This is a genomic window from Arthrobacter sp. LjRoot78 (assembly GCF_964254335.1).
GTDB lineage: Bacteria > Actinomycetota > Actinomycetes > Actinomycetales > Micrococcaceae > Arthrobacter.
Genome location: NZ_CAXUTG020000001.1, coordinates 839400 through 865669 on the forward strand (window position 1 = coordinate 839400; position 26270 = coordinate 865669).

The 26270-nt window shown below is 65.4% G+C and carries 26 protein-coding genes and 2 riboswitches; of the genes, 17 read left to right on the top strand and 9 right to left on the bottom strand.

What is annotated here, in order from left to right:
- The first annotated feature begins 106 nt into the window (after positions 1-106).
- Together ACSQ1X_RS03995 and ACSQ1X_RS04000 are read left to right on the top strand one after the other, a co-directional pair.
- A complete protein-coding gene (locus ACSQ1X_RS03995; RefSeq protein WP_055797574.1) occupies positions 107-1180 on the top strand; it encodes a lipid II:glycine glycyltransferase FemX in 1074 nt (357 codons plus the stop codon).
- 28 nt (positions 1181-1208) lie between these two features.
- Positions 1209-2705, top strand: a complete 1497-nt coding sequence (locus tag ACSQ1X_RS04000) for a threonine/serine ThrE exporter family protein (protein ID WP_055797576.1) — start codon at positions 1209-1211, stop codon at positions 2703-2705.
- Positions 2706-2720: 15 nt separating this feature from the next.
- On the opposite strand, the gene ACSQ1X_RS04005 is transcribed toward ACSQ1X_RS04000, so the two are convergent.
- A complete protein-coding gene (locus ACSQ1X_RS04005) occupies positions 2721-3560 on the bottom strand; it encodes a siderophore-interacting protein (protein ID WP_055797580.1) in 840 nt (279 codons plus the stop codon).
- A 15-nt stretch (positions 3561-3575) separates the two neighbouring features.
- Positions 3576-4343: a uracil-DNA glycosylase gene (locus ACSQ1X_RS04010; protein ID WP_436056729.1), complete on the bottom strand. Its 768-nt coding sequence runs from the start codon at positions 4341-4343 to the stop codon at positions 3576-3578.
- Between the two features lie 275 nt (positions 4344-4618).
- Here ACSQ1X_RS04010 and ACSQ1X_RS04015 point away from each other — a divergent pair, with 275 nt between their 5' ends.
- The 6 genes from ACSQ1X_RS04015 (at position 4619) to ACSQ1X_RS04040 (ending at position 10304) form a co-directional block, all read left to right on the top strand.
- Positions 4619-4891: a DUF3263 domain-containing protein gene (locus ACSQ1X_RS04015; RefSeq protein ID WP_436059252.1), complete on the top strand. Its 273-nt coding sequence runs from the start codon at positions 4619-4621 to the stop codon at positions 4889-4891.
- Positions 4892-4938: 47 nt separating this feature from the next.
- Entirely contained in the window at positions 4939-5589 is a 651-nt protein-coding gene (locus tag ACSQ1X_RS04020; RefSeq protein ID WP_436056730.1) for a LytR C-terminal domain-containing protein, read from the top strand.
- 165 nt (positions 5590-5754) lie between these two features.
- Positions 5755-5958: a cold-shock protein gene (locus ACSQ1X_RS04025; RefSeq protein WP_156037126.1), complete on the top strand. Its 204-nt coding sequence runs from the start codon at positions 5755-5757 to the stop codon at positions 5956-5958.
- A complete protein-coding gene (locus ACSQ1X_RS04030; protein ID WP_436056731.1) occupies positions 5958-7253 on the top strand; it encodes an ABC transporter substrate-binding protein in 1296 nt (431 codons plus the stop codon). Before ACSQ1X_RS04025 ends, ACSQ1X_RS04030 begins: the two co-directional genes overlap by 1 nt.
- A 293-nt stretch (positions 7254-7546) precedes the next feature.
- Positions 7547-9175 carry a chaperonin GroEL gene (gene groL / locus ACSQ1X_RS04035; protein WP_028271321.1) on the top strand — a complete coding sequence of 543 codons (1629 nt, stop codon included), beginning with the start codon at positions 7547-7549 and terminating at the stop codon, positions 9173-9175.
- 154 nt (positions 9176-9329) lie between these two features.
- Positions 9330-10304: an RNase H family protein gene (locus ACSQ1X_RS04040; RefSeq protein WP_436056732.1), complete on the top strand. Its 975-nt coding sequence runs from the start codon at positions 9330-9332 to the stop codon at positions 10302-10304.
- A gap of 23 nt (positions 10305-10327) precedes the next feature.
- On the opposite strand, the gene ACSQ1X_RS04045 is transcribed toward ACSQ1X_RS04040, so the two are convergent.
- The 3 genes from ACSQ1X_RS04045 to ACSQ1X_RS04055 form a co-directional block, all read right to left on the bottom strand.
- Positions 10328-10615 carry a WXG100 family type VII secretion target gene (locus tag ACSQ1X_RS04045; RefSeq protein WP_436056733.1) on the bottom strand — a complete coding sequence of 96 codons (288 nt, stop codon included), beginning with the start codon at positions 10613-10615 and terminating at the stop codon, positions 10328-10330.
- Positions 10616-10731: 116 nt separating this feature from the next.
- On the bottom strand, positions 10732-12222 hold the full coding sequence (locus ACSQ1X_RS04050) for a sensor histidine kinase (RefSeq protein WP_436056734.1): 1491 nt from the start codon (positions 12220-12222) through the stop codon (positions 10732-10734).
- A 2-nt stretch (positions 12223-12224) separates the two neighbouring features.
- Positions 12225-12935, bottom strand: a complete 711-nt coding sequence (locus tag ACSQ1X_RS04055; RefSeq protein ID WP_028271318.1) for a response regulator transcription factor — start codon at positions 12933-12935, stop codon at positions 12225-12227.
- Between the two features lie 243 nt (positions 12936-13178).
- Here ACSQ1X_RS04055 and ACSQ1X_RS04060 point away from each other — a divergent pair, with 243 nt between their 5' ends.
- Positions 13179-13436, top strand: a complete 258-nt coding sequence (locus tag ACSQ1X_RS04060) for a hypothetical protein (RefSeq protein ID WP_055797594.1) — start codon at positions 13179-13181, stop codon at positions 13434-13436.
- A gap of 7 nt (positions 13437-13443) precedes the next feature.
- On the top strand, positions 13444-14310 hold the full coding sequence (locus tag ACSQ1X_RS04065; RefSeq protein WP_436056735.1) for an FHA domain-containing protein: 867 nt from the start codon (positions 13444-13446) through the stop codon (positions 14308-14310).
- Positions 14311-14385: 75 nt separating this feature from the next.
- Here the strand turns inward: ACSQ1X_RS04065 and ACSQ1X_RS04070 are convergent, their stop codons facing one another.
- From ACSQ1X_RS04070 to ACSQ1X_RS04080, 3 genes are read right to left on the bottom strand one after another with little or no spacing between them, the layout of a single operon-like run.
- The gene (locus ACSQ1X_RS04070) at positions 14386-16041 is read right to left on the bottom strand and encodes a DNA repair helicase XPB (RefSeq protein WP_436059253.1); all 1656 of its coding nucleotides are present in this window, start codon (positions 16039-16041) and stop codon (positions 14386-14388) included.
- A 40-nt stretch (positions 16042-16081) separates the two neighbouring features.
- On the bottom strand, positions 16082-18586 hold the full coding sequence (locus ACSQ1X_RS04075; RefSeq protein ID WP_436056736.1) for a helicase-associated domain-containing protein: 2505 nt from the start codon (positions 18584-18586) through the stop codon (positions 16082-16084).
- A gap of 10 nt (positions 18587-18596) precedes the next feature.
- Positions 18597-18830 (bottom strand): hypothetical protein, encoded by a 234-nt coding sequence (locus ACSQ1X_RS04080; protein WP_055797600.1) that lies wholly within the window; start codon positions 18828-18830, stop codon positions 18597-18599.
- 184 nt (positions 18831-19014) lie between these two features.
- Here ACSQ1X_RS04080 and ACSQ1X_RS04085 point away from each other — a divergent pair, with 184 nt between their 5' ends.
- Both ACSQ1X_RS04085 and ACSQ1X_RS04090 read left to right on the top strand, forming a co-directional pair.
- Positions 19015-19398, top strand: coding sequence for a cold-shock protein (locus ACSQ1X_RS04085; RefSeq protein WP_055797603.1), 384 nt, complete (start codon positions 19015-19017; stop codon positions 19396-19398).
- A gap of 8 nt (positions 19399-19406) precedes the next feature.
- Positions 19407-19970 carry a DUF3027 domain-containing protein gene (locus ACSQ1X_RS04090; RefSeq protein ID WP_436056737.1) on the top strand — a complete coding sequence of 188 codons (564 nt, stop codon included), beginning with the start codon at positions 19407-19409 and terminating at the stop codon, positions 19968-19970.
- Between the two features lie 213 nt (positions 19971-20183).
- Here the strand turns inward: ACSQ1X_RS04090 and serC are convergent, their stop codons facing one another.
- Entirely contained in the window at positions 20184-21314 is a 1131-nt protein-coding gene (gene serC, locus ACSQ1X_RS04095; RefSeq protein WP_436056738.1) for a phosphoserine transaminase, read from the bottom strand.
- Positions 21315-21679: 365 nt separating this feature from the next.
- Here serC and ACSQ1X_RS04100 point away from each other — a divergent pair, with 365 nt between their 5' ends.
- The 5 genes from ACSQ1X_RS04100 (at position 21680) to ACSQ1X_RS04120 (ending at position 26252) form a co-directional block, all read left to right on the top strand.
- Positions 21680-22375 (top strand): metal-dependent transcriptional regulator, encoded by a 696-nt coding sequence (locus ACSQ1X_RS04100; protein WP_055797870.1) that lies wholly within the window; start codon positions 21680-21682, stop codon positions 22373-22375.
- A 139-nt stretch (positions 22376-22514) separates the two neighbouring features.
- Positions 22515-22726, top strand: a riboswitch (cyclic di-AMP (ydaO/yuaA leader).
- A 3-nt stretch (positions 22727-22729) separates the two neighbouring features.
- Positions 22730-23554, top strand: a complete 825-nt coding sequence (locus ACSQ1X_RS04105) for a M23 family metallopeptidase (protein WP_436056739.1) — start codon at positions 22730-22732, stop codon at positions 23552-23554.
- Between the two features lie 148 nt (positions 23555-23702).
- Positions 23703-23862, top strand: a riboswitch (cyclic di-AMP (ydaO/yuaA leader).
- A gap of 70 nt (positions 23863-23932) precedes the next feature.
- A complete protein-coding gene (locus tag ACSQ1X_RS04110) occupies positions 23933-24607 on the top strand; it encodes a C40 family peptidase (protein WP_436059254.1) in 675 nt (224 codons plus the stop codon).
- A gap of 160 nt (positions 24608-24767) precedes the next feature.
- The gene (locus ACSQ1X_RS04115; RefSeq protein ID WP_055797615.1) at positions 24768-25529 is read left to right on the top strand and encodes an NlpC/P60 family protein; all 762 of its coding nucleotides are present in this window, start codon (positions 24768-24770) and stop codon (positions 25527-25529) included.
- Positions 25530-25751: 222 nt separating this feature from the next.
- Positions 25752-26252: an HNH endonuclease gene (locus ACSQ1X_RS04120; RefSeq protein WP_028271305.1), complete on the top strand. Its 501-nt coding sequence runs from the start codon at positions 25752-25754 to the stop codon at positions 26250-26252.
- Positions 26253-26270 lie beyond the last annotated feature (18 nt).

Genomic DNA, 26270 nt, shown 5'->3' on the forward strand with positions numbered 1-26270 from the left:
GACGCGGTGACCGGTCAGCGTCCCCCTAGGGAGGGCCGATAGACTTGTGGCTTGCATGCCCGGCATGCCACCGAAGCACAGACCGCAAAGATTGGACACCGCGCACTTGCGAGAATTTACTGCCCGCTTTGCCTCCGCCGAGGAGGTCGCCAACTGGGACAACCACGTCACTGCGAACCCGAACGGCGGAAACCTGCTTCAGTCCGAGGCTTTCGCCGAGGTCAAACAACACTTTGGCTGGAAGCCCCTCCACCTCGTCTACGAAACCGCGGACTACACGAGCTACAACCTGGTGCTGGAGAAATCCTTCCCGGTCCTGGGCAAGCTCTGGTACCTCATCAAGGGACCGGACGTCGCAGCAGTCGAGGATATCCCGGGCATCGCCGCCGCAAACGCCGAATTCGTGAAACGCGCAAAGCTGGGCGTCTTTGCCATCAAGATCGAGCCGGACATCATCCTTTCCGAGGACGCAAAGCGGGTGATTGAGGGCGCAGGACTGGTCAAGACGCACAACCTGCAGCCCAACGACTCCACCGCTCTGCTGGACATCGCACCGGAGGAAAACCAACTGCTGCGGAACCTGCACTCCAGGGGACGCAACGCTGTCCGCAGGGCGATCCGCGAGGGAGTGGAAGTCCGCAACGTGGAGCCCACGGAGGAGAACTTCCGGGCCATGTACGCGCTGATGACCACCACGGTGGAAGCGAAGTCGCAGGTCAGGGTCCGCGAGTATGAGTATTACCGGCAGTTCTGGACCAACTTCATCAGCCGCGGCCAGGGCCGGCTCCTGTTCGTCTACGAGGACGGGGTGCCCTCGGTGGGCGCCTTTGTGATCAACTACGGACGCAAAGGGACGTACAAGGACGGCGGCTCACTCCAGAAGCGCAGCCAGTACGGCGACTCCCACCTGGTGCAATGGACCGCCATCAACCAGGTCAAGGAACTCGGCTGCACCGAGTACGACTTCTGCGGCACCCCGCCGAGCGACAAACTCAAGGACACCTCCAACCCGTTCCACGGCTTGGGGCTGTTCAAGACCAGTTTCAGCAAAACGGTCACCGACTTCGTGGGCTGCTATGACCAGGTTCTCAGCCCGCTGAAGTACAAGGCCTGGATGGCCGCCGGCGAACGCGTGGCGCGCCAGCTTTACACCAGGCGAACCGGCCAGCAATTCTACTAAGCCTTGTGAAGCCCTAGAGGAGGCCGCAATGACCAAAGCACCCGACGGTCGCCGCAGGCCGCCCACGGCGGCGCTGCCCCCGACCCAACCACTCACCGCATCCCAGGTGCGGCAGAACGCTGCCGCCAAGCGCATGCTGCGTAGGCTCGTGCAGGGCGAAAATCCGCCCACCGCGCCCATGAGCATCGTGGACAGGCTCGCGGGAAGTCCCTATGCCAACCCCATGATCCAGGTGGGGGGAGTGGACACCTCCGCCCGCAAGACCATTGACTTCGCGCTCCACCTGGCCGAGTCAATGTTCCGGTACGGCGCCGGCGCCCTGGAAGTGGAAACCAGCATCATCGCCATCACTGCTGCCCTGGGCCTGAAACATATCGAAGTGGACATCACTAACCAGTCGGTGGCCATCAACTACGCACCCAAGGACCAGACCCCCATTTCGTTGCTCCGGGTGGTGCGGTCGTGGACCAACAACTACGCGGGCCTGGCCCAGGTGCACCAGCTGGTCACGGACATCGTGGCCGGCGGCGTCGGCCGTGATGAGGCGGTCCGCCGGCTGGATGAAATCATCCGAAGCTCCAAGCCGTTTCCGCGCTGGATGGTCACCGTTGCCTTCGCGGTGTTCGCCGCGGTTTTCGTCGGTGTGCTGGGCGGCGGCCCGGGCGCTTCGGCCGTGGCGTTCGGCTCGAACATCCTGGTGAGCCTGCTCGCCCGGCAGTTGGGCCGCTGGCGGGTTCCGGACTTCTTCACCACGGCGTCATGCGCTTTCCTGGTCACGTTCATCGCCCTGCTCCTGTGGCGGTTCGGCAGTCCCGTGGGAATCCAGATCGCGCCCGCGATCGTGGTGGTAGGCGGAATCCTGCTGCTCCTGCCCACCGGCCGCCTCGTTTCGTCCGTACAGGACGCCATCAACGGCTTCCCGGTGACGGCGGCGGGCCGGTTCCTGTCCACCATGCTGACCTTCGGCGCGCTGGTGTCCGGCATCTCCGTCGCTTTCGTGCTGGGCACGAAGATGGGTATGGAGGAAATCGACGTCACGGAAACATTCCCGCCGGCGTATCCGTTGTGGGCGCTCATCATCCTGGTGGCAGTAGCTGTTGTCGCCATTGGCATCACGGAACAGACCGCCTGGAAGCTGCTGCTGCCCACCGCGGCGGTGGGCGTTGTTGGCCATCTCGTGCTGCTCGGCGCCGACCTGATCGGCATGGGGGCCAGGTTTTCCCCGGCCGTGGCCGCGGTGGTCATCGGCCTCCTGGCCAGGGTTGTCGCCTTGAAGATGGGTGCGCCACAGCTGGTGGTGGCCGTCCCAGCGGCCCTCATCCTTTTGCCTGGCCTGACTATATTCCGGTCCATGTATGTTTTGACCATTGAAGAGTCGCAGATTCTGATGGGCGCAGGGGGCATGCTGAACGCCGGGGCGATCGTGCTGGGAGTGGCCGCCGGAATCGTCCTCGGCGACACTTTGGCCCGCCCGCTCACGCGGAGCCTGGCCAGTAACGAACGCCGCCGAGCCCGGCGCCGCTAACCGGGGAAGGCTTCCCTAGATCTGGCCGATCGGGAGCTTTTTCTCGGCCTGGAAGTCGTCCTCCACGCGTCCCGTGGCCCAGTAGCCCGAAAGCGATACCTGCGCCCGTTCAAGGCCGCGCTCACGGAAGAAGACTTCGCGAAGGGACTTCATGTTGCCCCGCTCACCGTGGGCGAAGACCTGCACCCTGCCCTCCGGCCACTCGGCATCGCGCACAGCGCTGACCAGGAGCCCGCTGCCGCCGGCAGGCGTGCCGTTGCGCGGCAGCCACTGGATCTGCAGGCCGGCCGGGGCGGTGATGGGCTGCATCTCTGCGTCGCTGTCCACTTCCAGGAACGCGAGTCCGCGCGCCTCAGGCGGAAGCGACTCAATCGCGGCGGCGATGGCCGGAAGGGCCGCCTCATCACCGGCGAAAAGGTGCCAGTCGGCGGCCGGGTCCGGGTTGTAGCCGCCCCCCGGCCCGGTGAGTACCAGGCTGTCGCCGGGCCGGGCATTGGCCGCCCAAGGGCCGGCCAGGCCTTCGTCACCGTGAATCACGAAGTCGATGGCCAGTTCACGGGCTGCCACGTCCACCCAGCGGACAGTGTAGGTCCGCGTGTGCGGCCATTGTTCGCGGGGCATCGACTCACGGATGGCCCACAGGTCAAGGGGGATCGGGTACTCAACGCCAGGCTGCGGGAAGGCGATCTTCACGTAACGGTCTACGTAATCGTTGTTCACATAGCTGGAAAAGCCTTCGCCGCCGGCCACGATCCGCACCATGTGCGGCGAGAGTTCCTCGCGCCGGAGGACCGTAAGGTTCGTCTGGGGGCGCGATTTTCGGCTGGCTGACGTGGCGGCAGGGAGGGAAGTCATGGAAGTAAGCCTAGGCTAAGAGACCGGCGGGAGTTCCCAGTCGACGGGCTCCGATCCCTGCGAACGGAGCAGCTCGTTGGCCTTGCTGAACGGGCGGGACCCAAAGAATCCGCGCGCGGCCGACAACGGGCTGGGATGGGCACTGGCAAGCACGGGAGCATCCCCAAGCAAGGGGCGGACGCCCTCGGCATCCTTGCCCCACAGCACAGCCACGATGGGCGCCCGGCTGCCATCAGCAGCGCGGCGCCCGGCGACGGCGGCGATTGCCGCCGTCGTAATCGGTTCCCAGCCTTTACCCCGGTGGGACCCGGCCGCTCCGGCACGGACTGTCAGGACACGGTTCAGGAGGAGGACGCCCTGGTCCGCCCAGCGCGTGAGGTCCCCGTGGACGCGGGCGGGAAGGCCGAGGTCGGATTCCATTTCCTTATAGATGTTCGCAAGACTCCGCGGAATGGGCCGGGTGTGCCCCTCCACTGCGAAGGACAAGCCGATGGGGTGGCCGGGGGTCGGGTACGGATCCTGGCCCACAATGAGGACCTTGACGCCGGCCAGCGGCTGTTGGAAGGCGCGCAGCACGTTCGACGGCGACGGCAGCACCTGGTGCCCGTCGGCCACTTCAGTAGCGAGGTACTCCAGGACGCTGCGCAACCCGGCCTCGACCGGCGCCAGCGATGCCGCCCAGTCCGCGGCCATCAGGCGGTCCAGCGGCAACTGCGCCATCTCAGCGAAACCCAAAGCCTCCACGGCAGGCTCCAGCTCGAACAAAGCTTCAGAATCAAACACGAGTCCATTCTCGCAGTGCTGCCCGGAGCAGAGGCGGCGGACGACAACACTCACCTAGGATCCCGGAAAATCCGTCGCCGGGAGCCAGCACCAGTCAAAGGCCCCGCCTCCGCGCCGCCACGTCATACTGCGTAAATGACAGGCGTGTTATTCGCCCGTACCATGGAAAAAGACTTTGACCGGATCGAGTGAAGGAGTTTGCCGTGGCCGAACCCGTGCACGACGACGTCTCACTTGCGGCCGCCGGCAGCCCAGGCGCGGCAGCGAACGGCTTCGTGCCCGCTCCGCAGCAGGGCTCACGGCTGAGCGAGCGGGACCAGCAGATGCTGGCCCTCGAGCGGCAGTGGTGGAAGTACGCAGGGGCCAAGGAGCAGGCCATTCGTGAGCTGTTCGACCTCTCGGCCACGCACTACTACCAGATCCTCAACACGCTGATTGATACCGAGGACGCCCTGGCCCACGACCCCATGCTCGTGAAGAGATTGCGTAGACTACGTACGTCACGCCAACGGGCGCGCACGGCGCGCCGTTTGGGCTCTGACGCATAACAGTCGGGGCTGGGCAATCAGCAAACCACCAAGGACATCGTTTTACCATGACCAAATACGCTCGGGATGAATTCGACAGGGTCCCGGAGGCCTCTTCACGACAGGGTGTCCACCGGGTCGCCTCCGATGCTCCCCGGCGCCGTCTGGGACCCATCCTGGCCGTCGGCGTTGTGGCGCTCGCCATCGGCCTGGTTGCCTTCCTGTTCCTGCCCAAGCTGGGATTCGTTCCCACCGGCACCCCGCTGCTGGCGGCAGGGTCCGCCTTGGAGAGCCCCTCGGCTTCCCCTTCCACCGAGGCGTCGCAAACCTCCCAATCCCCGAGCGCCGAGCCTAGCGCGGAGCCAAGCGCGACCCCCTCCGCCAGCGAGTCGCTCGCGAACAGCGGCACTTCCTCCGCAGTGCCCTCCGCCGACGCGCAGGCTGTTGACAAGACCCAGGCCGTGGCCGTCTACAACGGGACCACCACAGCCGGGCTGGCCGGCCGCGTCAGCGCCACCGTGGCCGGGGACGGGTGGGCTTTGGGACCGGTTGGTAACTGGGGCGGAATGCCCCAGAAGTCGTCTGTGATCTACTACAGCGGGGCTGAGCAAAAAGCGAACGCCGAGGCGCTCGGCGAGCTTCTGAACATCACCACACTGGTGGACTCCGCCGAGTTCCAGATGCCGCTGGTCGTGGTCCTCGGACCCGGTTTCGAGTAAGGAATTTCGGTTACGCCTGAATAACTATTAGGGGCTCGCAGGACGGGGTCCTGCCCCCGGCAAACGGCTATGGCTAAAGTGATTCCGGGCGCCGCGTTTGGATGCGGACCGTACCGATGGCGCACAGTGACGTGGGCCGAACAGAAGCAACCGAAAGTGGGCACCATGGCATTGGGAACCGTCAAATGGTTCAACGCCGAAAAAGGCTACGGCTTCATCACCGTTGACGACTCCGGAGACGATGTCTTCGTCCACTGGTCGGCCATCGAGGGTGAGGGCTACCGCGCCCTGGATGAAGGGCAGCGGGTGCAGTTCGAAGTCGGCGAAGGCGAGAAGGGTCCCCAGGCAGAGAACGTCCGGCCGGCCTGATGCTGCCCGCGGCAGTGCATGGCCCAGGCATTCCTGCCCGCTCCGGTCGGGCGCGGCCGCGGCTGGTTTCGGCGGCGGTCCTTGCCGCAGCAACGGCGTTCGCCTTGGCCGGCTGCTCCGGCCAGAGCGGCAACGTACGGGTTGATACGGTCGACGCCAATGGCGACGGCACACTGCGCATAGGCCTGATCCTGGACAACACCGGAAAACAGTCCTTCCTGAACTCCTCCCAGCTGGCCGCCGCAAAACTTGCGGTCCAGGAGATTAACGCCGCAGGGGGCCACAAGGGGCGGCCGGTGGAACTGCTTCCCGAAAAAATCAGTGAGGACACCTCCTCGCAGGCCAAGGAACTCGTGGCGGCCAAGGCGGACGTGGTCATCGGTCCCACTGACTCGAGCCGCGCCCCGGGGGCAATCGATGTCCTGTCGCGGGCCAAAGTGGCCATTATCTCGCCGGCGAACGCCGCGCACGGGCTCACGCGGTACAGGAGTGGCGGATACTACTTCCGCACTTCGGCAGCCGACGTGGCCCAGGCGCCAGTGCTGGTCAAGCTGGCCAAGGACAGCGGCGCCCGGACAATAGCGGTCCTTCACGAGGACGGCCTTTACGGCAAGGACGTCTCCGTGGCCGTCGCCGCCGCAGCGAAGGCAGCAGGCATCGGCACGGTGGCGGAGGCGGGATTCACGGCCGGCCAGGCACAGCAGGCGGCCGCAGCCGCCAAGGCCGCCGGCCCGGACGCCGTCATCCTCGTGGCCCGCGCCGGCGCCCAGGGCGCAATAGCGGAACTCAACAACGCGGGTCTCGCGGGCAACAAACTGATCCTCAGTGACGGCGCCATCAACCAGTACGGCTCCGCCCTGGGGTCAAAGGCTCTTGATGGTGCCCGCGGAATTCTGCCGGGAGTCTTCCCCTCGGCGCACTTCCAGGGGGAACTTGTGGCGGTTGATCCCGGCCTCAAGGACATGACGTTCGCCGCGGAAACCTACGACGCCGTCAACCTGGCCGCCATCGCGGCTGCCGCGGCGCAGGACGACGCCGGCTCCTCCATCGCTGCCAAGCTGATTGCGGTCTCCGGGCAGCAGGACGCGGGCACGGTTGAACCGTGCAGGAGCTACAAAGAATGTGCCGACGCACTCAAGGCCGGTAAGCCTGCGGATTACGACGGCGAATCCGGGCGGATCGGCTTCGATGCCACCGGGGACGTCACCAGCGCCAACTACATGGTGTTCACCTACGCCGCAGATAACAGGGCCCGGATGAGCGGAAGCGAAACCGCCGCCCGTGCCGGCGGCTGATCGCTCCTAGCGTAGCGGGGGCTGCAGCAGGGCCTTTCTGCGCAATACCTGCTTGCACTCTCCCCGGGGGAGTGCTAATTATTGACTTAGCACTCCCACGGACTGACTGCTAATTCGACGCCCGGTTCCGGCCGGCCGCGGACAGCGGGAAGGACAAGGAGCGAAAGAAATACCTTGCTGGGGTGAGATCCCATCCGCGCGGCATACAGAGGCCGCCGGTGAAGGGTCGTCCGTCGCGGGCACCGCAGTGAAGGTTCATTCTTAACGACTGTCCCGAAAGGACTACTGCCGTTATGGCCAAGATCATTGCATTTGATGAAGAGGCACGCCGCGGTCTTGAGCGGGGCCTGAATATCCTCGCCGACGCCGTCAAGGTCACCCTCGGCCCGCGTGGACGCAACGTCGTCCTCGAAAAGAAGTGGGGCGCCCCCACGATCACCAACGATGGTGTTTCCATCGCCAAGGAGATCGAGCTGGACGATCCTTACGAAAAAATCGGCGCCGAGCTGGTCAAGGAAGTTGCCAAGAAGACGGATGACGTCGCTGGCGACGGCACCACCACGGCCACCGTGCTCGCACAGGCCCTGGTCAAGGAAGGCCTGCGCAACGTCGCGGCCGGCGCTGACCCGCTGTCCCTGAAGCGCGGCATCGAGAAGGCTGTTGAAGCCGTCACCACCGAGCTGCTCGCTTCCGCCAAGGAAATCGAAACCAAGGAAGAGATCGCCGCCACGGCTTCCATCTCTGCAGGTGACGACGAAATCGGCGCGCTGATCGCTGAAGCACTGGACAAGGTCGGCAAGGAAGGTGTTATCACCGTCGAGGAGTCCAACACCTTCGGCCTCGAGCTTGAGCTCACCGAAGGCATGCGCTTCGACAAGGGCTACATCTCCGCTTACTTCGTCACCGACGCTGAGCGCCAGGAAACGGTCCTCGAGGATCCGTACATCCTGATCGTCAACTCCAAGATCTCCAACGTCAAGGAACTGGTTGCTGTCCTCGAAAAGGTCATGCAGTCTTCCAAGCCGCTGCTGATCATTGCCGAAGACATCGAGGGCGAGGCCCTGGCCACCCTGATCGTCAACAAGATCCGTGGCACCTTCAAGTCCGTTGCCGTCAAGGCTCCGGGCTTCGGCGACCGCCGCAAGGCGCAGCTCGCGGACATCGCCATCCTCACCGGTGGCCAGGTCATCTCCGAGGAAGTCGGCCTCAAGCTTGAGACCGCCGGCCTCGAACTCCTGGGCAAGGCACGCAAGGTTGTTGTCACCAAGGACGAGACCACCATCGTCGAAGGTGCCGGCGACGCCGACCAGATCGCCGGCCGCGTTTCCCAGATCCGCGCCGAGATCGAGAACTCCGATTCGGACTACGACCGCGAGAAGCTGCAGGAACGCCTGGCCAAGCTGGCCGGCGGCGTTGCAGTCATCAAGGCCGGTGCCGCTACCGAAGTTGAGCTCAAGGAACGCAAGCACCGCATTGAGGACGCTGTCCGCAACGCGAAGGCTGCCGTTGAAGAAGGCATCGTTGCCGGTGGTGGCGTTGCCCTCATCCAGGCCGGCGCCAAGGCATTCGCCAACCTGCAGCTCGAAGGCGACGAAGCAACGGGCGCCAACATCGTCCGCGTTGCCATCGACGCACCGTTGAAGCAGATCGCCTTCAACGCCGGCCTGGAGCCGGGCGTTGTTGTCGACAAGGTCCGCGGCCTGCCCGCCGGTCACGGTCTGAACGCCGCAACCGGACAGTACGTTGACCTGCTGGCTGCCGGGATCAACGACCCCGTCAAGGTAACGCGCTCTGCCCTGCAGAACGCTGCTTCCATCGCGGGCCTCTTCCTCACCACCGAGGCCGTTGTGGCCGACAAGCCGGAGAAGAACGCTCCGGCCATGGGTGGCGGCGACGAGATGGGCGGCATGGGCGGTTTCTAACCTGCCCAACCGCGCCTAGCGCACCTGAGTGCGGCCCCCTCATGTCGAGGGGGCCGCACTTTTGCGTTCGGAGGAACATTGGCGAAGGCCCCGCCCGCCGCGGCCGTGAATCGCCGGAAACCACAATGTCGGGCGGGTCTGGCAGGATAGTGCGGTGACGATTACTGCAGCAGCCGACGGTTCGGCTTTAGGAAACCCCGGTCCGGCCGGATGGGCCTGGTACGTGAACGATGACTGCTGGCGGGCCGGCGGCTGGCCGCACGGCACGAATAACCAGGGCGAGCTGATGGCCGTGCTGGATCTTTTCCGTTGCACCGCGCACCTCCCCGAGGAGGAGCTGCATATTCTTTGCGACAGCCAGTACGTCATCAACTCGGTCACCAAGTGGATGCCCGGCTGGAAGCGCAAGGGCTGGCGGAAGGCTGACGGCAAGCCGGTCCTGAACGTGGAGATCCTGCGGGAAATCGACCAGGCACTGAACGGACGCAAGTACCGCTTTGAATGGGTCCGCGGCCACGCCGGGCACGATCTCAACGAGGCCGCCGACGACCGCGCGCGGGCTGCGGCAACCTCCTATCAGCAGGGCATCGCAGTGCGGTCGGGGCCGGGGTTTGTCCGCGCCGGGCTTGTCCGCGAAGGAGGCGCCTCCACGCAGGCCGCGCCCAGGGTGCCGCAGCGCCAGGAGTCCCTCACCCTGGCCGGAAGCCGCAATCAGCCGGACCTTTTCACCGAACCTGACCTATTCAGTGAGCTGGAGACGGATCCGTTCGCGCAGCCCGGGCCGGAAGCAGCTCCCGAAGCCGTCGTCGAGGCACTGGAGCGGGAACTGCTCAGCCCCGACACGCGTGCCGACATCGGGCGGACCGGGGTGCTGCTGCATCCGGACTTTACGGAAATCGGCAGCTCAGGCCGGTTCTGGACACGGGATGCCATGATGATGGCTCTCGAGGAGAGCCCTGGCGCTGCTGCTGAACTGGAGATCATCGGCGCTGACCGGGTAGGACCCCAAGCGGTCCTTCTGACCTACCGAAGCAAGGACCGGGCGGGATCGTCGCTCCGCAGTTCGCTCTGGGTCCTGGACGGCACCCAGTGGCGCCTGCGCTTCCACCAGGGAACCCCGGAGGCCTAACCCGGATCAGCTGAACGGCTGCTTCAGCTGAAGCGTTGCGTATTGCCCTGCTCCGCCTGGGCGTACGTGGCGGCCGCTGAAGTCAGGGCCATGTTGATCGAGGCGAGCGAGGCCTCCACCTTGCCCTGCGTGATGGTCCACTCGGTGATCAGCGCCTGGAAGTTGGAGGCCGCCGATCCGCGCCACGTGCCCTGCAGCTCATCCAGCCCCCGCTTCATGGCCTGGACGTCCGCGCTGATGCGGTCAACCGTGGCCTTCACGTTGGCTGATTTGAGCTGGAGCAGCTCGGTATCTACAGAAATGATGCTCATGGTCATTGCCCTTCGACGCTGTTCGCAAGCTTGGTCAAGCTTGCGGACGGCCCTGGGTGTTAGGACCGCTACGCCGAGCCTAGGAAGCGGGCGGAAAGCCGCGCCACATCCGCAGCCTATATGTGGACAACTTCGCCGGCTTCGCCGCCGTCGTTCTTAATGCCTGGATAGTCTGCGGCCTCGTCCCGGAACGGAAGACTGACCACCATGGTGGCGCCCCCGCCGTCTGTGGGGATCATGCGGACAGACCCCGAGTGCGAGCCCACGATGGCAGCAACGATGGCCAGGCCGAGACCGCTGCCGCCCGTTTCCCGGGTCCGCGAGGTGTCCGCCCGGTAGAAGCGCTCAAAAATCCGCGACGCCTCGTCCTCCGGGATCCCGGCGCCGTGGTCGCGCACCTCGATGACGGAAAACCGTTGGCCCGCCTCGCCGGTGCGTACTCCTACGGCGAGCTCGATGGGCGTCCCGGGCGGGGTGTAGCGCAAGGCGTTTCCCATCAGGTTGCCCACCACCTGGCGCAGCTTTGCCTCGTCACCCAGCATCGGCGCGGGGGACGGCGGTCCGCCGTCGAGGCCTGTCAGTGAAATCGACCGGTCCCGGTCGCTGGCCTGGGTGTCCACGACGGCGTCGTTGGCGAGAAGCAGCAGATCCACAGGCTTCTGCTGCAGGGGGCGCTGCTCGTCCAGCCGGGCGAGCAGCAGAAGGTCCTCCACCATGGAGCCCATCCGCTTGGCCTCGCTCTCTATCCGACCCATGGCCGTGGCCACGTCCTCCTCCTTGGTGAGGGCGCCCTGGCGGTAGAGCTCGGAGAACCCCCGGATCGTCACCAGCGGGGTGCGGAGTTCGTGGGAAGCGTCAGCGGCAAAGCGGCGCATCCGCTCTTCCGAAGCCAGCCTGGCCGCGAAGGCGGATTCAATATGGCTGAGCATCGCGTTCAGGGAGCCGCCCAGCCGGCCCACTTCCGTGGCCGGGTTCTCCACATCGACGCGGCGGGAAAGATCACCGGCCGCGATGGCCGCCGCGGTCCTTTCCACACGGGCCAGGGGACGGAAGGACCTGGACACGGTCCAGGTGGCAATGAAGAAGGCCAATACCAGGGTCAGGAAGCCTACTCCGATGACCACCAGTGACGCGTGTTCCACGACCGAGTCCACCGGGGCCAGCGGCAGGCCGATGATGACGACGGCGTTGCGCTGGTTGCCGTCAACTACAGGCAGTGCCACGACGCGCCAGTTCCGCCCGTCAGTGCCGCGCACTTGGAACGGGGCGAGGTCGAGCCTGTTGGCTTCGGCCGGGGAGAGGCTTTCGATGTCCGGGTGCGAGTCTTTGTTGCCGCCGAACGGGAACGGTTCCTGGTCCTGCCGCAGGAGCATGAGGGAGTAGTCGGTGGGGATGTTCGGGTTCTGTTGCAGCAGCTGGTTGAAGGACTGCTGCTGCTTTACCGAATTGACGGCGACTTTGAGCTTGTCGTCCACCTGGCCCTGCAGGTAGCTGTGCAGGAGTGTCAGTGTTCCGGAACCGGTCACGGCGAGTGCCACCAGCATGAGCGCCATCATGATGGCCACCAGCTGGGAACGCAGCGAAGCCGACTTCCAACGGTGCAGCAAGGTCAGCGCTTTTCGGCTGTCCGAAGTACGTAGCCCACTCCGCGCTTGGTCTGGATGAGCGCCGGGGCGTCGGGGTCGATATCCACTTTGCGCCGCAGGTAGGAGATATAGGACTCCACGATGGACGCGTCTCCGTTGAAGTCGTATTCCCAGACGTGGTCCAGGATCTGGGACTTGGACAGGACCCGGTTAGGATTCAGCATCAGGTAGCGCAAAAGCTTGAACTCCGTGGGGGAGAGCTCAATGACCGTGCCGCCGCGGCGCACCTCGTGGGCGTCGTCGTCGAGCTCGAGGTCGTCCACCCGGATGACGGCGTCGTCGTCAAGCAGCGGCTGGGTGCGCCGGAGCACGGCGCGGATCCGGGCCACTACCTCGTCCAGGCTAAAGGGCTTGGTGACGTAGTCGTCGCCGCCGACGGTGAGCCCGGTGACCTTGTCCTCGGTGTCGTCCTTGGCCGTGAGGAACAGGACGGGGAAGTGCTTGCCTGAGGCGCGCAGCCTGCGGGTCACTGTGAAGCCGTCCATGTCCGGGAGCATGACGTCGAGCACCGCGAGGTCGGGGGCGTGGAGCTCGGCGGCGGCGAGGGCGTCGCGTCCGTTGCCGGCCGAGACGACCTCGAAGCCTGCGAACCTCAAGGACGTGGAGAGCAGCTCGCGGATGTTTGGTTCATCATCGACGACGAGCAACTTGGCTTCGGGACCGTTCTTTTTCATACCTCCCATGATGCTCCCAGAATCTGGGAGTTTTCTGAATGAATGTTGAGTGTCCCATGTGTGGAACCCGGCACTAGGCTGCCCCTGGCGGCCGCGGACTACGGGGAACCCTTTTTGCGGGTAATTCGTTCGGGCGGCGGAGGGTTTCCCCTGCTACCGGCCAGTACTAGAGTGGGCCCACTGAGTCCATGAGGATTCGGGACCAATCGTTCATGCGGCACCCAATGAAGGGGAACTACCACCATGACGGAAATACATGCGCCCGAGAGTACCCGTACGGCTGACCGCAGTATCCGCGACTGGGCTGACCTGGCTGAGGAAATGTGGTCCTACTTGACCGGCAAGGGCGCCGCGATCAACTACAACTTCATCGACATGACGGTCGAGGTTCCGCGCGACATCGGCCCGGACGCCCCGCGTGCCACCTGGAAGCTCAACGGCAGCCTCCGGGTGACCACCAGCGACAACGACGCCTCGGGGTCAGACGAGAACCGGAGCTGATCCGGACGTGAACGGATTCCGCCTCGACATGGATCTGGACTTCTCCTATACCGATGAGTCCGGAACTGTAACGCGGGGAACAGCAGAGGCCGGCGGCAGCCAAGTGCGAATTGCCGTGGACAGCCTTGAGTCGTTCAGTTCCGGCGGCATGCCGTCGCTGGATGACATCCGGCCACTGGCCAAGACCCTCGCGGACCGGGGGCTTTCAGTGGTGATTGACGGCCCGGACGGTCACATCGTGAGCCTCGGCGCCGTCGCAAGCCCGGCATCGCAGCGGCTCATTACGCGCTCACCCCACATCAAGTTGGGGAAGCTCGGCGCGCTGGCGCCACTCATGAAACGCGGGCGGCGCCCGCCGAGATTCTCGCTGCTGCCCCCGCAGACTCCGCTGCCGCTGATGCCGACAGTCAGGCGGAGCATCGTCCGCCGTGCCACCACCACCCACCACAGCCGGGGGAGCGGCCGGCCCAGGCTGATCTTCGTCCAGGACTCGGCCACATGGAACGGACAGGTGCCGCGCGAATACACCCTGAGCAGGGAAATAGTCAGGATCGGCAGTGACGGGTCCTCGGACGTCCAGCTGGACGGACTGGACGGCCTCCATGCGGAAATAGTCCACAACGCGGACGACGAGTACGTACTCGTGCCGCACGGGAAGGTGACGGGAAGTGTCGCATCCACGGGTGAGTCCGTGCTTCGAACGGGCGCCCGGATCCAGATGGGTCAGTGGTGCCTGGCCTATTTCCGGGAGGAGTTCGCGGACCACGGACGTCCGTTCGGCGGCCGCAGCGGCGGCGAACTCGCCTATCAGGCACCGCAGCTTGACCCGCGGACAGGAACCACGGAACGGGACGGATCGTGGGGGATCAGCTGACTACCGGCGGCGGGCGGACGTTTGGCCTGGGATTCAGCGGGAACGGGATCCTGCGGGGAGCCGGCGGCCGCCGAATCAGGTGGCCGAAGGATTCCGTCCCACGTCCTTGGCGTCCATGATCCGGTAGGCATAGCCCTGCTCGGCCAGGAACCGCTGGCGCTTCGCCGCGAAGTCCTGGTCGAGCGTGTCCCGCGCCACCAGTGAGTAGAACCGCGCTGCGCGGCCGTCCTGCTTGGGGCGCAGCAGCCGGCCCAGTCGCTGGGCTTCCTCCTGCCGGGAACCGAACGAGCCGGACACCTGGATGGCTACCGAAGCTTCCGGAAGGTCAATGGAGAAGTTCGCAACCTTGGAAACCACCAAGGTCTGCACTTCGCCCGCCCGGAAGGCTTCGAACAGCTTCTGGCGCTCCTTTACGGACGTGTCGCCCTTGATCACGGGGGCCTGGAGCCGTTCACCCAGATCGTCCAGCTGGTCGATGTACTGGCCGATGACCAGGAGTTGCTCACCCCGGTGCTGTTCCACCAGTTGCTCCACCACCATGGTCTTCGTTTCGGACGTGGCACAAAGCCGGTACTTGTCGGCGTCCTCGGCCATGGCGTACGCAACACGTTCGTCATGGGGAAGATCCACCCTGACTTCCACGCAGTCCGCCGGAGCGATGTAGCCCTGGGCCTCGATGTCCTTCCACGGCGCGTCGTAGCGTTTCGGGCCGATCAGGCTGAAGACTTCGCCTTCGCGGCCGTCCTCGCGTACCAGGGTTGCGGTCAATCCGAGCCTGCGCCGGGCCTGCAGGTCCGCCGTCATCCGGAAGATGGGTGCCGGCAACAGGTGGACCTCGTCGTAGATGATCAGGCCCCAGTCGTGGCCGTCCACCAGTTCCAGGTGGGGGTAGAGCCCGCCGCGTTTCGTGGTCAGGACCTGGTAGGTCGCTATGGTGACCGGGCGGACTTCCTTGACCGAGCCGGAGTACTCACCGATCTCGTCCGCCGTCAGCGAGGTCCGCTTGACGAGCTCGTCCTTCCACTGCCGGGCGGACACGGTGTTGGTCACCAGGATCAGCGTTGTGGTGGAGCTTGTGGACATGGCCGCCGCACCCACAAGCGTTTTGCCGGCGCCGCAGGGGAGCACGACGACGCCGCTGCCGCCGGCCCAGAAGTTCTCCGTGGCCAGTTTCTGGTAGGGCCGGAGCTTCCAGCCGGACTCGTTGAGCATAATGGGGTGCGGCGTACCGTCCACGTAGCCGGCCAGGTCTTCGGCGGGCCAGCCGATCTTGAGGAGCAGCTGCTTCAGCTGCCCGCGCTGCGAGGAATGGACCACCACGGTCTCGCCGTCGATGCGCGGGCCCAGCAGGGGCTGGATCTTCTTGGCACGGCAGACTTCCTCGAGCACGGGGTAATCGCTGGTCCGCATCACCAGCCCGTGCTGCGGGTCTTTTTCCAGCCGCAGCCGGCCATAGCGGGACATCGTTTCTTCGATATCGATCAGCAGGGAATGCGGCACCGGGAAGCGCGAGTACTTCAACAAGGTGTCCAGGACGCGTTCGGCGTCCAGCCCGGCAGCGCGGGCGTTCCACAGCCCTAACGGAGTCAGGCGGTAGCTGTGCACGTGTTCCGGTGCGCGCTCCAGCTCGGCGAAGGCGGCGATGGCGTGCCTGGCTTCCGTGGCCTGCTCATGGTCCACTTCGAGCAGGATGGTTTTGTCGCTCTGGACGATCAGGGGCCCGTCGTTCACGGTGCCCAAGCCCTGATGCCGCTGGTTCGTGGGGTGCTGGTCACTGCTGGGATCCCTCTTCCGCCTCAATGTCGATGATCCGGTGGATCGAGAGCACGCGTTCGGTTTCGCGTGCGGGGTCGAAGACCCTCACCCGTCCGCCGTTTACAGACACCGGAACAACCGTTTCCCTGCTGGAATTCCCTTGGCTGTCCACCACGTTCATCACCACTGCCTGCCGGAGCCGGATGGCCTTCTGCAGGGTTTCGAGCCCGAGCTGCGTTGCTTCCTCGCCCGTTGCCCCTGGCGCCGTGCGGTGGCTTCCGTTGCCGTTCGGTCCATGAGCGGCTCCGTGGCTGCGGAGAATCGCCAACTGGGCGTCGACGTCGGCCTCCGCCGGTGCCGTCCGCGGCGCACTGTACACGGGACGCCCGCTGCCCGGCACGGCAGTGGTCCGGCGCAGCCGGATCAGCGCCGACTCAGCCTCCTCCACGGCCGGTGACAAACCCAGCGCACGCAGTACCTGGGCGGTTTCCTTCGGGCCCGCGCGGGAGATCAGGACTGTGGGCGCAATGCGGACCAGCCCCAGCCCTGCCGCGCTGGATTCCTTGACGAGTTCGAGCAGGGCGTCTTCGTCGTCGCTTTGGATGAAGCTGGACGCCACGCCCACGCGCAGCCTGCCGTGCCTGGCCGCGGTGTCCTCCACGAGGTATTCGAGTGGCTGCGGTACCGCGGTGGCCGAGTGCTCGCGCAGGAAACGCAACAGGCTGCCGGCGTCGTGGCCGGCATCGAGGGCGCGGCGGACGGACGCCACGGAGAACCGGTAGATCGTAGCGGGACCCTGGCCTTCGGCGTCGGCCATCACCTGGAGCTTTTCGCTCAACTCGGGCGCCAGGTACCCAGGCGCCACGGCAGTGAGGTCAGCCTGCAGCAAAACGTGGTTGAGGGCGGCCGGCAGATGCTCTCCCAGGATATCCAGCGCTTCATCAGGACGTTCCGCGGCGATCGCGGAGCCCAACTGGCTAAGCGCGCCCGAACCGATGAGGCCGAGCATCTCCGCTTCCGCCAGGACGCCGCGGATCAGCGAACTAAAGCGCCGGGCCATCCGGGGCTGGGTCCATTCTGCCCGTTGCAGCACCGCGGCCGCGTCCAGCACCGGCGCCTTGCCGTCGGCCTCGGCGGCCTCGTCCGTAAGTTCGTTGAGGATCTCCAGGATCCTCTTCCGGATGACAGGCGCGTCCGGCCGCTGGGCCTCAGCCGACAGTGCGTTGATGGTGGTGCCGGCCGCCGCACGGTGCGGGGCAGAGCCAGCGCCCGGACCGGTGACTGGCTGGCCCACTAGCGACGGGGCGCGTTCGCTGGCCAGCCAGGCATTCACGAGCCAGAGCCACTGTTCCTGGCGCGGCAGCGTAAGCCACTCAAGCTGTTCCGGCTGGACCCAGGCGGAGCTGTCAACGTCCAGCCGGAGAAGTCCGGCCAGAGCACAATGCTCAACCAGCAGGCCGGCGGGGTGGAGGTCGATCCGGAGTGCGTCCGCCAGGCGCTTCATCTCGCGTACGCCGACGCCCCCGCTCCGCAACGTGACGAGGGGCTGCTCGCGCACGTTGTACAGGAGCTCTCCTGTCAGACGGAGGGTTTCGGCAATGGCGCCCAAAGCGGCATTTCGCCGGAGCGCCGCCGTGGTCTGTCCTAGCCTGGGTACCGGGGGAGTCAGCGTGAAGTCCTCGATCACGGCCCCGCCGCGGAGGGCGATCCCGACGCTGTGCGGCAGCTCCACGTGGGCGGCGTCCAGCGGTACCAGCAGGCCCCTCGCCAGGAGCCAGTCAACCGGCCCGACGTCGGGGCCTTCGTTAACGACGGAGGCCCGCCGCTGGGCCTGGGGCACCGCGCCCATGGCCCAGTTCCCGAAACGGGCCAGGAGCGCCGTAGTGCGGTCCGGGGCCGTGGCGAGGAGTCGTTCCAGGGCATCGGGCGTGGCTGTCCAATGCTGCAGTGACAGGGCGGCTTCCATGGGCGTTGTGGCCGGATGGATGGAAGCGCCGCTGTGGTGTAGTTCGCCCACCAGTTGCACCACGCGCTGGGCGAAGGCCGGCTGCAGCCGGACAAGTTCCGTGTAGCTCCTGCCCAGTCCTGCCGGATATATCCCTACGACGTCGCGGAGGCTTCCGACCGGAAGGTAGAAGCGCTGGCGGGCACCTGCCGGCAGCGCAGCACCGTGCGGGGGCTCGGCGCGGTGCACGAGGGCCAGTTCTTCAAGGGAGTGCAGGATCCGTTCGATGGCGGACAGCGAGGCGCCGCGGATGAGTTTCTTGAGTCCCGCGGCCGAGGCGCTGTGGGCGGTGTCCGTGTTGGTGCAGAGGTGGAGGGTCTCCAGAACCTGCATCTGCGGCCGGTTCAGCCGCTCCAGTGCCCGCTGCACGCTGACCCTGGCACTGGCCCGCGCCGCGAGGGCCGCAAAGTCCGGAACGTTGGGTGAGACCAGGTCCGGCCGCGCGGAGAACAGGGCCCGCAACGAGTCGTCGCTGCGGGCCTCCAGTTCCTTGCTGAGCGCGCGAATAAAGGACATCAGTCCAACGTTACCGCCCGCCGGACTTTCCTGCCCGGCGGCGGGCGGCGACGCCGTCGATCACCAGGAATATCATCAGGAGGAACGCCAGCGGCAGGCCGTACAGGGCCAGGGATGTTACCCACACCGGAGCGGCACTGCCGCCAAAGGCGATGGCCATGACCGCGCCCACGGCAGCCAGCGAGAGGACAGCAATAACCGCCGCAACTATCATCAGAGGCCGCCGGTAGCGGGAGGGTGTCATGGAAGTAACGCTAACAGCCCGGCTGTGCCCGTGCCGCAAAGCGGGAATCCGGGTCTCGGCAGGATAACCTTGAAGATACAGACCAACATGGTCCGGGCAGCCATACCCTGAACCCGCATATCAATGCGGATGCGGTGGCCGCCGGCCGTGTCACAGGAAGTCCAGAACGAAGAAGGTTGATTACGTGCCTACCGGCAAGGTCAAGTGGTATGACAAGGAAAAAGGCTTCGGATTCCTCGCAGGTGAGGACGGCCAGGAAGTATTCCTGCCCAAATCCGCCCTGCCCGAGGGCGTAACGGACCTCAAGGCCGGCACGCGCGTTGAGTTCGGTGTGGCTGACGGCCGCAAGGGAGCCCAGGCCCTCGGGCTGCGCGTGCTGGACAAGACCCCGTCCATCGCGAAGGCTAAGCGTCCCAGCGCCAAGGACCTGGCACCCCTCGTCCAGGACCTGGTAAGCGTGCTGGACAACCTGTCCGGAACGCTGTCCGCCGGAAAGTACCCGGAAGGCAACAAGGCCAAGGCGATTGCAGCTGCCCTCCGTAAGGTCGCCGACGAGCTGGACGCCTAGGCATCCGCATGACTTCCCAACCTGACCAGGGCACCCCCAAACCGGCGTCAAAGCCCCGCGCCGGCGTCCCCGTGTGGCGCGTCGGCAAACCGGACGCGGTGCTTGCTGCAGCCGTGGACTTTGCCCGGGCTGCAGTGGAGGGCATCGCCCCGGCCGAGCAGATCGGACAGCACCTCGGTGCCAAGAGCGAAGGGGACCGCGTTGTCACGCATCTCTTCGAGTCCCGGCTGGCCGGGTACCAGGGATGGCAGTGGTACGCGGTGCTCACCCGCAATTCCCGTTCCAAGGTCATCACGGTGAACGAACTTGGCCTGCTGCCTTCGGAGGATTCCATCCTCGCACCGGAGTGGGTGCCCTGGGCTGAACGGGTGCGCCCCGAGGACGCCCAGGAAAATGAACAGGACGCGGAGGCGCCCGTTGTGGACGCCGACGCCCAGGGCACTGTCCTGGCCGGTTCCGACGACGGCGCCGCCGTTTCGGACGACGGCGACGCTTCCGACGACGATGAAGACTCCGACGACGACAGTGACGCACCGGAGGAACCATCCGGCTCCGCCCGCGAGGTCGACTAGCCTGTTATTCCCCCGCGCTGCCCCCGGCAAGGTGAGGCTCCGTGAGGGGCTGCGCTACTTCCGGGTGGTGTTGCGGGAGAGCCAGCCGCTCCAGCTGGGCAGACGCTGCTCCAGCAGGGCTGACAGCGGAGCACTTAACGAAGAAGGCGCCGTCCGGGACCAAAACCCCGGACGACGCCGTCGGACGCTAAAGCGTCAGCAGCCGCTGATTCCCTACTCCCGCAGTTCTCCCACGACGTAGTCGATGCTGGACAGGAGAGCCGAGACGTCGTCCGGGTCGATCGCCACGAACGTGGCGATGCGCAGCTGGTTGCGGCCCAGCTTGCGGTACGGTTCGGTGTCCACAATGCCGTTGGCGCGAAGGACCTTGGCGATTGCGGCCGCATCAATCGAGTCGTCGAAGTCGATGGTGGCGATCACGTTGGAACGGTCTTCGGCCCTGGCAACGAACGGCGTGGCGTACTCGGAGGCCTCTGCCCAGTCATAGATGCGCCCGGCCGAATCGGCGGTGCGTGCAGCGGCAAAATCAAGGCCGCCGCTGGCGTTCAGCCACTGCACCTGCGCGTCCAGGGTTACCAGTGTGGCCAGCGCAGGGGTGTTGTACGTCTGGTTGAGCCGTGAGTTGTCGATGGCGGTCTGCAGGTCAAGGAAATCGGGGATCCACCGGCCGCTCGCCTTGATCCGGGCAGCGCGCTCCAGCGCCGCCGGAGAGAAGAGCCCCAGCCACAGGCCGCCGTCGGACGCGAAGTTCTTCTGCGGGGCGAAGTAGTAGACGTCGGCTTCCGAGACGTCGACGTCCAGGCCGCCGGCAGCCGAGGTGGCGTCCACCAGGACAAGCGAGCCTTCATCCGCGCCGGCAACCCGCTTGACCGGAGCTGCCACGCCCGTGGACGTTTCGTTCTGCGGCCAGGCGTAGACGTCCACGCCCGCTTCCGCGGTGGCTTCCGGCCGTGTGCCGGGCTCGGCTTTGATGATGGAGGAGGCGTCCAGGAACGGAGCCTTGTTGGTGGCGGAGGCGAATTTGGAGCCGAATTCTCCGAATGAGAGGTGCTGGGCCTTGCTGTCCACAAGTCCGAACGCCGCGATGTCCCAGAACGCCGTTGAGCCGCCCACGCCGAGGATGACTTCGTATCCTTCGGGGGCGCGGAAAAATTCGCTGAGGCCGCTGCGGACAGACCCGACCAGGTTCTTCACCGGGGTCTGGCGGTGCGACGTGCCCAAAAGCGTGGCAGAAGCGGCGGACAGCGCCTCGATCTGCTCGGGGCGGACCTTTGATGGCCCGGCGCCGAACCGTCCGTCCTTGGGCAGGAGGTTGGCGGGGATAGTGATGCTGGTGTCGCTCACAATGGCTCCAATTTATCGGCGTGGACGTGTTTCCGGTGTGGACGGGGGCCCGGCAGTACAGGGGAATCCCCTATATTCTGCCTGACGTGCCTGCAGGGGAGGGAACGGCATCCGTCATAGTCCAGTCACTGAGACATCCCGGCCGCAGGTCAGCGCAGTGCGCGGAAGATTATCCGGAGTAATTCAAAATAGGCTAAACTGGTTGCTGTCGTACAGCGGGCCGCGTAGCCGGTCTGGCTGATCCCGCGGGGCTTTTCCCAGCGGCTGGTCGGTGGATGCAGGTCCACCCCGCCGAGGCCAACGTGGAGGCTTTTGCGCGGTACGGTGGGACTGACGCAAGGACTGTGCTCGAGGAGCTGAGCTGGATGACCGATCTGATCGACACCACGGAGATGTATCTTCGGACAATCTTGGAGCTTGAGGAAGAGAACATCGTGGCTCTCCGCGCCCGGATTGCCGAACGGCTGCGCCACTCCGGGCCCACCGTTTCGCAGACCATCGGGCGCATGGAGCGTGACGGACTGGTGGTTGTTTCGGGGGACCGGCACCTTGAGCTCACCGAAACCGGCCGGAAACGCGCCACCGAAGTCATGCGCAAACACCGCCTCGCGGAACGGCTGCTAGCCGATGTCATCGGACTCGACTGGGCGTACGTCCACGACGAAGCGTGCCGCTGGGAACACGTCATGAGCGAGCGGGTGGAGCGTCGCATCTTCGAACTCCTGAACCACCCCACGGTATCCCCCTATGGCAATCCCATTCCAGGCCTGGCGGCGCTCGGTGGTCAGCCAACTCCCGCGTTCACCGACGGTGTGGTGAACCTCCTTGAGGCCATGACCGGGTACGGAGCCGACTCGCGCATCACGGTGAGCAGGCTGGCCGAGCCCATCCAGGTTGAGCCGGAGTTGCTGGTGCAGCTGGATGAAGGCGGAATCCGGCCGGGGGCGTCCCTCGCACTGGAGCGCGTGGGGGAGTACATCTCCGTGCGTGTGCCCGAGATCGAAGGCGCCCTGGAGTTGCCGCCCGAGGTTGCGGCCCACGTGTTTGTTACGGTCAGCTAACTGCGCCCTTGTAGGACCACCTACAACGTACTGAGACCCAGATAACGGAATTATTACCGCGCTGATTAATCGCCTATAGTTGAGCACTAGCGCCGATACAAAAGCGTTACCTGATCCGAAGCCGAGCTCTGCCAGCGGATCAGTGTGCGAACCACCTCCTGGCAGAGGCGGAGGAACCACAACCGGCCGTTGAAATACGGCCTTGGGGTGAAGTCCGTCAGCAGCAAGCCACTTCCGACGAAGGATTCCCTAGGGAGACCTGTGTCGGACGCCTTGCATTGGCGGACCGGGTCTTTGCACTCTCTGACCCGAATCCGACAGCTAACTTCGCAGGCTCTCCAGAGAGGATATTTCTTGACCACGCAGACCGTCAGGGGCCGCCGCAGGGCGACCGGTCCCGCTTCGGAGTACCCTGTGGCCGAAGCCGTAATGACGGTCAGGCCGCGCGATGCACACCGTGATGCACGCCGGCGCCGCAGCCTGTTCAGCCAGGTAACGGACTTCGCTTCGGCGAGCGGCGTGGGTCAGAAGGCCGGCATTGCCCTTGCCGCCACCGGACTTGTCCTCACCGTGACCGTCCCGTCGACCGGTCCCATGATGTCCACTGCGGACACCGGGAATGCCGGTGTCGCCGCCTCAGTTGCCGCGCAGCCGGAGGTTTCCGCTGCTGCCGGCGCCAAAATTGACTTCAACCGCACTTATGTCGCCACCAAGGGCGATCCCGACGGCAAGCTCAAGCAGCTCCTGAGCGCGCAGTCCGCGGGCACCATCACCCGCGCTGCTTCCGCCGGGAGCCTCGGGGCGCCGCTCGAACACTTGGTTTCCGCTTCGCCCTTCGGTTTCCGGGTCAGCCCGATAACCGGCGGAGCCGGTGAGTTCCACCGGGGCCAGGACTACGCGGCACAGTGCGGCACCAGCGTCCTGGCTGCCGCCAGCGGAACGGTCACGTTCTCCGGCTGGCACCCCTACGGCGGCGGAAACCGGGTGGTGATTGACCACGGCAACGGCCTCGAAACCACGTATAACCACCTTTCGTCTTCAAGCGTCCAGGTCGGCCAGAAGGTCAGCCGCGGCGACGTTGTGGCCCTGAGCGGGACCACCGGCGCTTCCACCGGCTGCCACCTCCATTTCGAAGTGATGGTCAACGGCGAAGTCGTTGACCCCACCGGCTGGCTCTGACCCAAGCGATGGGTCACTCTCGCATTCCTGTGACATGCCGTGACCTGAATGTGACATTCGTTCGGAATTCCTGTACCGTTTAGAGCACGCCAACTTTTCCGAAGTTGGCGCTCTTGAGTGGATTGCCTAACTCTGCCACCGCTCAAGGTCCGTTCGCATGACATCGTCTGGCAGAGGCGGGGGAACCAATTTTGGTCTTCGCAAGAAGACCTTGGGGTTAAGTCGCAAAAGCTTCCCAGGAAGCCGAGCGGCCGGGTGACTCCCATCCGAATCCGACAGCTCACCTCGTAGGCATTGGGAGAGGCTACCTTCGTGTCTACACGCAACACTTCTGCGCGCCACCGTGCGCAAACGGTTCGTACGAACCCGTTGAACTCCGTGTCCAGGGCTGTTACTGCCAACGCCGGGACCGTAGGTCGCCAGGCGGCTGTGATCGCAGCTGCGTCCGGACTGATCCTCAGCGTTGGAATGCCGGCAAATGCCGCCGATACCAACCTGGGTGTTTCCGCTTCGACGGAGTCCGACTCTCAGTCAGCCCAGCTGGCCGTAACCGCTGAACCGACAGCGACTGTTTCCTTCGAGCGTCCGTCAGTCACCACGACGGCAGCGCCCAAGATTGAAACCGTCCGGGCACAGTCCACCGGTACCGACGCCAGCGAGACCTCCACTGGTGCTGACGGGGAAGCCAAGGCCGGCAAGCTTGCCGACGCCGCCTCCTCTGCAGCAGCATCGGGCCTCGCCGCCATCGCGTACACCGGTATTGGCAGCGCCTACGTCTGGGGCGGCACCACTCCCAGCGGCTGGGACTGCTCAGGCTTCACCCAGTGGGTCTACGCCCAGGCTGGCATCAGCATCCCCCGCACCAATGCATGGACCGCCATGACACCCACCGCCACCCCGGCGCCGGGCGACCTGGTCATGCAAAACGGCGGTGCGCACGTTGGCATCTACGTCGGCAACGGCATGATGATCAGCGCGCTGAACCCGTCGCAGGGCACGATCCTGCACGCTGTGTCCGCCACGGGCACTTCTGCGTTCTACACGCTTCGCTAGAACACGCGGCGCTTCGCTACATCCCGGGTTTCCCGTCGCTGAAGCGCGCGTTCTTCGCTAAATAAACCTGTTCGGGCCGTTCCGGCGTACCCCCAAGATGCCGGAGCGTCCAAAAACCGCGGCCTGCCACGCAGTCTGAGGAAAACGAAAGAGAGAAATAATGACTACTCGTGCGATCGCACGGCACCGCGCCGAGGTTACCAAAACCAACTCGCTTGCTGTCATTGCCAAGGCTGTCGGCGACAACGCCGGCGGCATGGGCCGTCAGGCTGCGGTTATCGCTGCAGCTTCCGGCCTGGTCCTGACCAGCGGTATCGCAGCCAACGCTGCCGACACCAACGTTCAGCGCGAAGCAACCTCTGCTTCCACCCTGGAAGTGCAGTCCTCTGCTCCGGCCAACATCTCGGCCGCTTCCAGCATCGCCATCTCCTTCGAGAAGCCGGCGGTCTCCACCTCCCCGGCTCCGGTCGTCGAGGCTCCCAAGCCTGTCGTCGAGGTCCAGGAAGCTGCTCCCGAGGCTGCTCCGGTTGCCGCTGCCGCGACCGTGTCGGCCCCGGCCGTCCCTGCAGCTGCAGCACCCGCCGCCGCCAGCGGAAACGGCGCAGCGATTGCTGCCGCCGCCTACGCCCAGCTGGGTGTCGCGCAGGACTGCACCGCCCTCGCCACCAACGCGCTTGCAGCAGTCGGCGTCAACTACCACGGCTGGCCGGCAGGTTACCTGTCCCTGGGCCGCACCGTGAGCGCCGCCGAGGCACAGCCGGGCGACCTCGCGTACTACGAGAACGGCGGCATGGGCATGGCCCACATCGCTGTCTACGTCGGCAACGGCCAGGCCGTTCACGGCGGCTGGAACGGCGGAACCACCTCGCTGTTCAGCGTCAACGTTGGTTCCGGTCCGGTCTTCATCCGCGTCGGCGGCTAATACCCCGGTTCACGCGTAACAGAAGGACCCCTGCCCTCGGGCAGGGGTCCTTCTGCGTTTCCGGCAGGTGAATTTTTGCCGACACGGAGTCTATGGTAAAGAGCCGATTCGGCGATAGGGCACTTGAGTGTTTACTCTTGTGTTGTCGATCCATAGCCCGGACAAGCAGAGGGCAGCCGGCCCTCGAGCCCCTGACGGGTGCGGCCGTGAAGAGGTATGTGCATGCGCACACTCGTTCTTAATGCTGGATATGAACCGCTGGCGGTTGTGACCTTCCGCCGGGCGCTGGTTCTTGTGCTGACCGGAAAAGCTAGCGTGGTGGCCGAAGGCGACGATCCTGTCGTCGGGCCGCAGGAGATCCTGGGCCGTCCGTCCGTGATACTCCTAAACCGCTACATCCGGCCCCGGTACAACACCATCACGGCTGTGAGCCGCCGGGGCGTGCTGCGCCGTGACGGCCACCGCTGCGCCTATTGCGGTAAGGCAGCACACACCATTGACCACGTCCACCCGAAATCGAGGGGCGGTGCCGATTCCTGGGAGAACCTGGTGGCCGCCTGCCTTCGATGCAACAACGTGAAGGGCGACCACACGCCTGCCGAGATGGGCTGGAAACTCAGGTTCGTGCCCGCGCCTCCGCACGGCACGATCTGGCAGATCAAGGAACTGGAAAAGCCCACGCCCGCGTGGGACCCTTTCCTCCTGCCCGAATCAGCCGCCTAAGGCTCCACGGTTTCTAAG

What these genes read in the sequence shown, in the direction of transcription:
- ACSQ1X_RS04000 (WP_055797576.1), top strand. Translation starts at nt 1,209, where the DNA reads ATGACCAAAGCACCCGACGGTCGCCGCAGGCCGCCCACGGCGGCGCTG.
- ACSQ1X_RS04005 (WP_055797580.1), bottom strand. Translation starts at nt 3,560, where the DNA reads ATGACTTCCCTCCCTGCCGCCACGTCAGCCAGCCGAAAATCGCGCCCC.
- ACSQ1X_RS04020 (WP_436056730.1), top strand. Translation starts at nt 4,939, where the DNA reads ATGACCAAATACGCTCGGGATGAATTCGACAGGGTCCCGGAGGCCTCT.
- ACSQ1X_RS04025 (WP_156037126.1), top strand. Translation starts at nt 5,755, where the DNA reads ATGGCATTGGGAACCGTCAAATGGTTCAACGCCGAAAAAGGCTACGGC.
- ACSQ1X_RS04030 (WP_436056731.1), top strand. Translation starts at nt 5,958, where the DNA reads ATGCTGCCCGCGGCAGTGCATGGCCCAGGCATTCCTGCCCGCTCCGGT.
- groL (WP_028271321.1), top strand. Translation starts at nt 7,547, where the DNA reads ATGGCCAAGATCATTGCATTTGATGAAGAGGCACGCCGCGGTCTTGAG.
- ACSQ1X_RS04045 (WP_436056733.1), bottom strand. Translation starts at nt 10,615, where the DNA reads ATGAGCATCATTTCTGTAGATACCGAGCTGCTCCAGCTCAAATCAGCC.
- ACSQ1X_RS04055 (WP_028271318.1), bottom strand. Translation starts at nt 12,935, where the DNA reads ATGAAAAAGAACGGTCCCGAAGCCAAGTTGCTCGTCGTCGATGATGAA.
- ACSQ1X_RS04060 (WP_055797594.1), top strand. Translation starts at nt 13,179, where the DNA reads ATGACGGAAATACATGCGCCCGAGAGTACCCGTACGGCTGACCGCAGT.
- ACSQ1X_RS04075 (WP_436056736.1), bottom strand. Translation starts at nt 18,586, where the DNA reads ATGTCCTTTATTCGCGCGCTCAGCAAGGAACTGGAGGCCCGCAGCGAC.
- ACSQ1X_RS04080 (WP_055797600.1), bottom strand. Translation starts at nt 18,830, where the DNA reads ATGACACCCTCCCGCTACCGGCGGCCTCTGATGATAGTTGCGGCGGTT.
- ACSQ1X_RS04090 (WP_436056737.1), top strand. Translation starts at nt 19,407, where the DNA reads ATGACTTCCCAACCTGACCAGGGCACCCCCAAACCGGCGTCAAAGCCC.
- ACSQ1X_RS04100 (WP_055797870.1), top strand. Translation starts at nt 21,680, where the DNA reads ATGACCGATCTGATCGACACCACGGAGATGTATCTTCGGACAATCTTG.
- ACSQ1X_RS04115 (WP_055797615.1), top strand. Translation starts at nt 24,768, where the DNA reads ATGACTACTCGTGCGATCGCACGGCACCGCGCCGAGGTTACCAAAACC.
- ACSQ1X_RS04120 (WP_028271305.1), top strand. Translation starts at nt 25,752, where the DNA reads ATGCGCACACTCGTTCTTAATGCTGGATATGAACCGCTGGCGGTTGTG.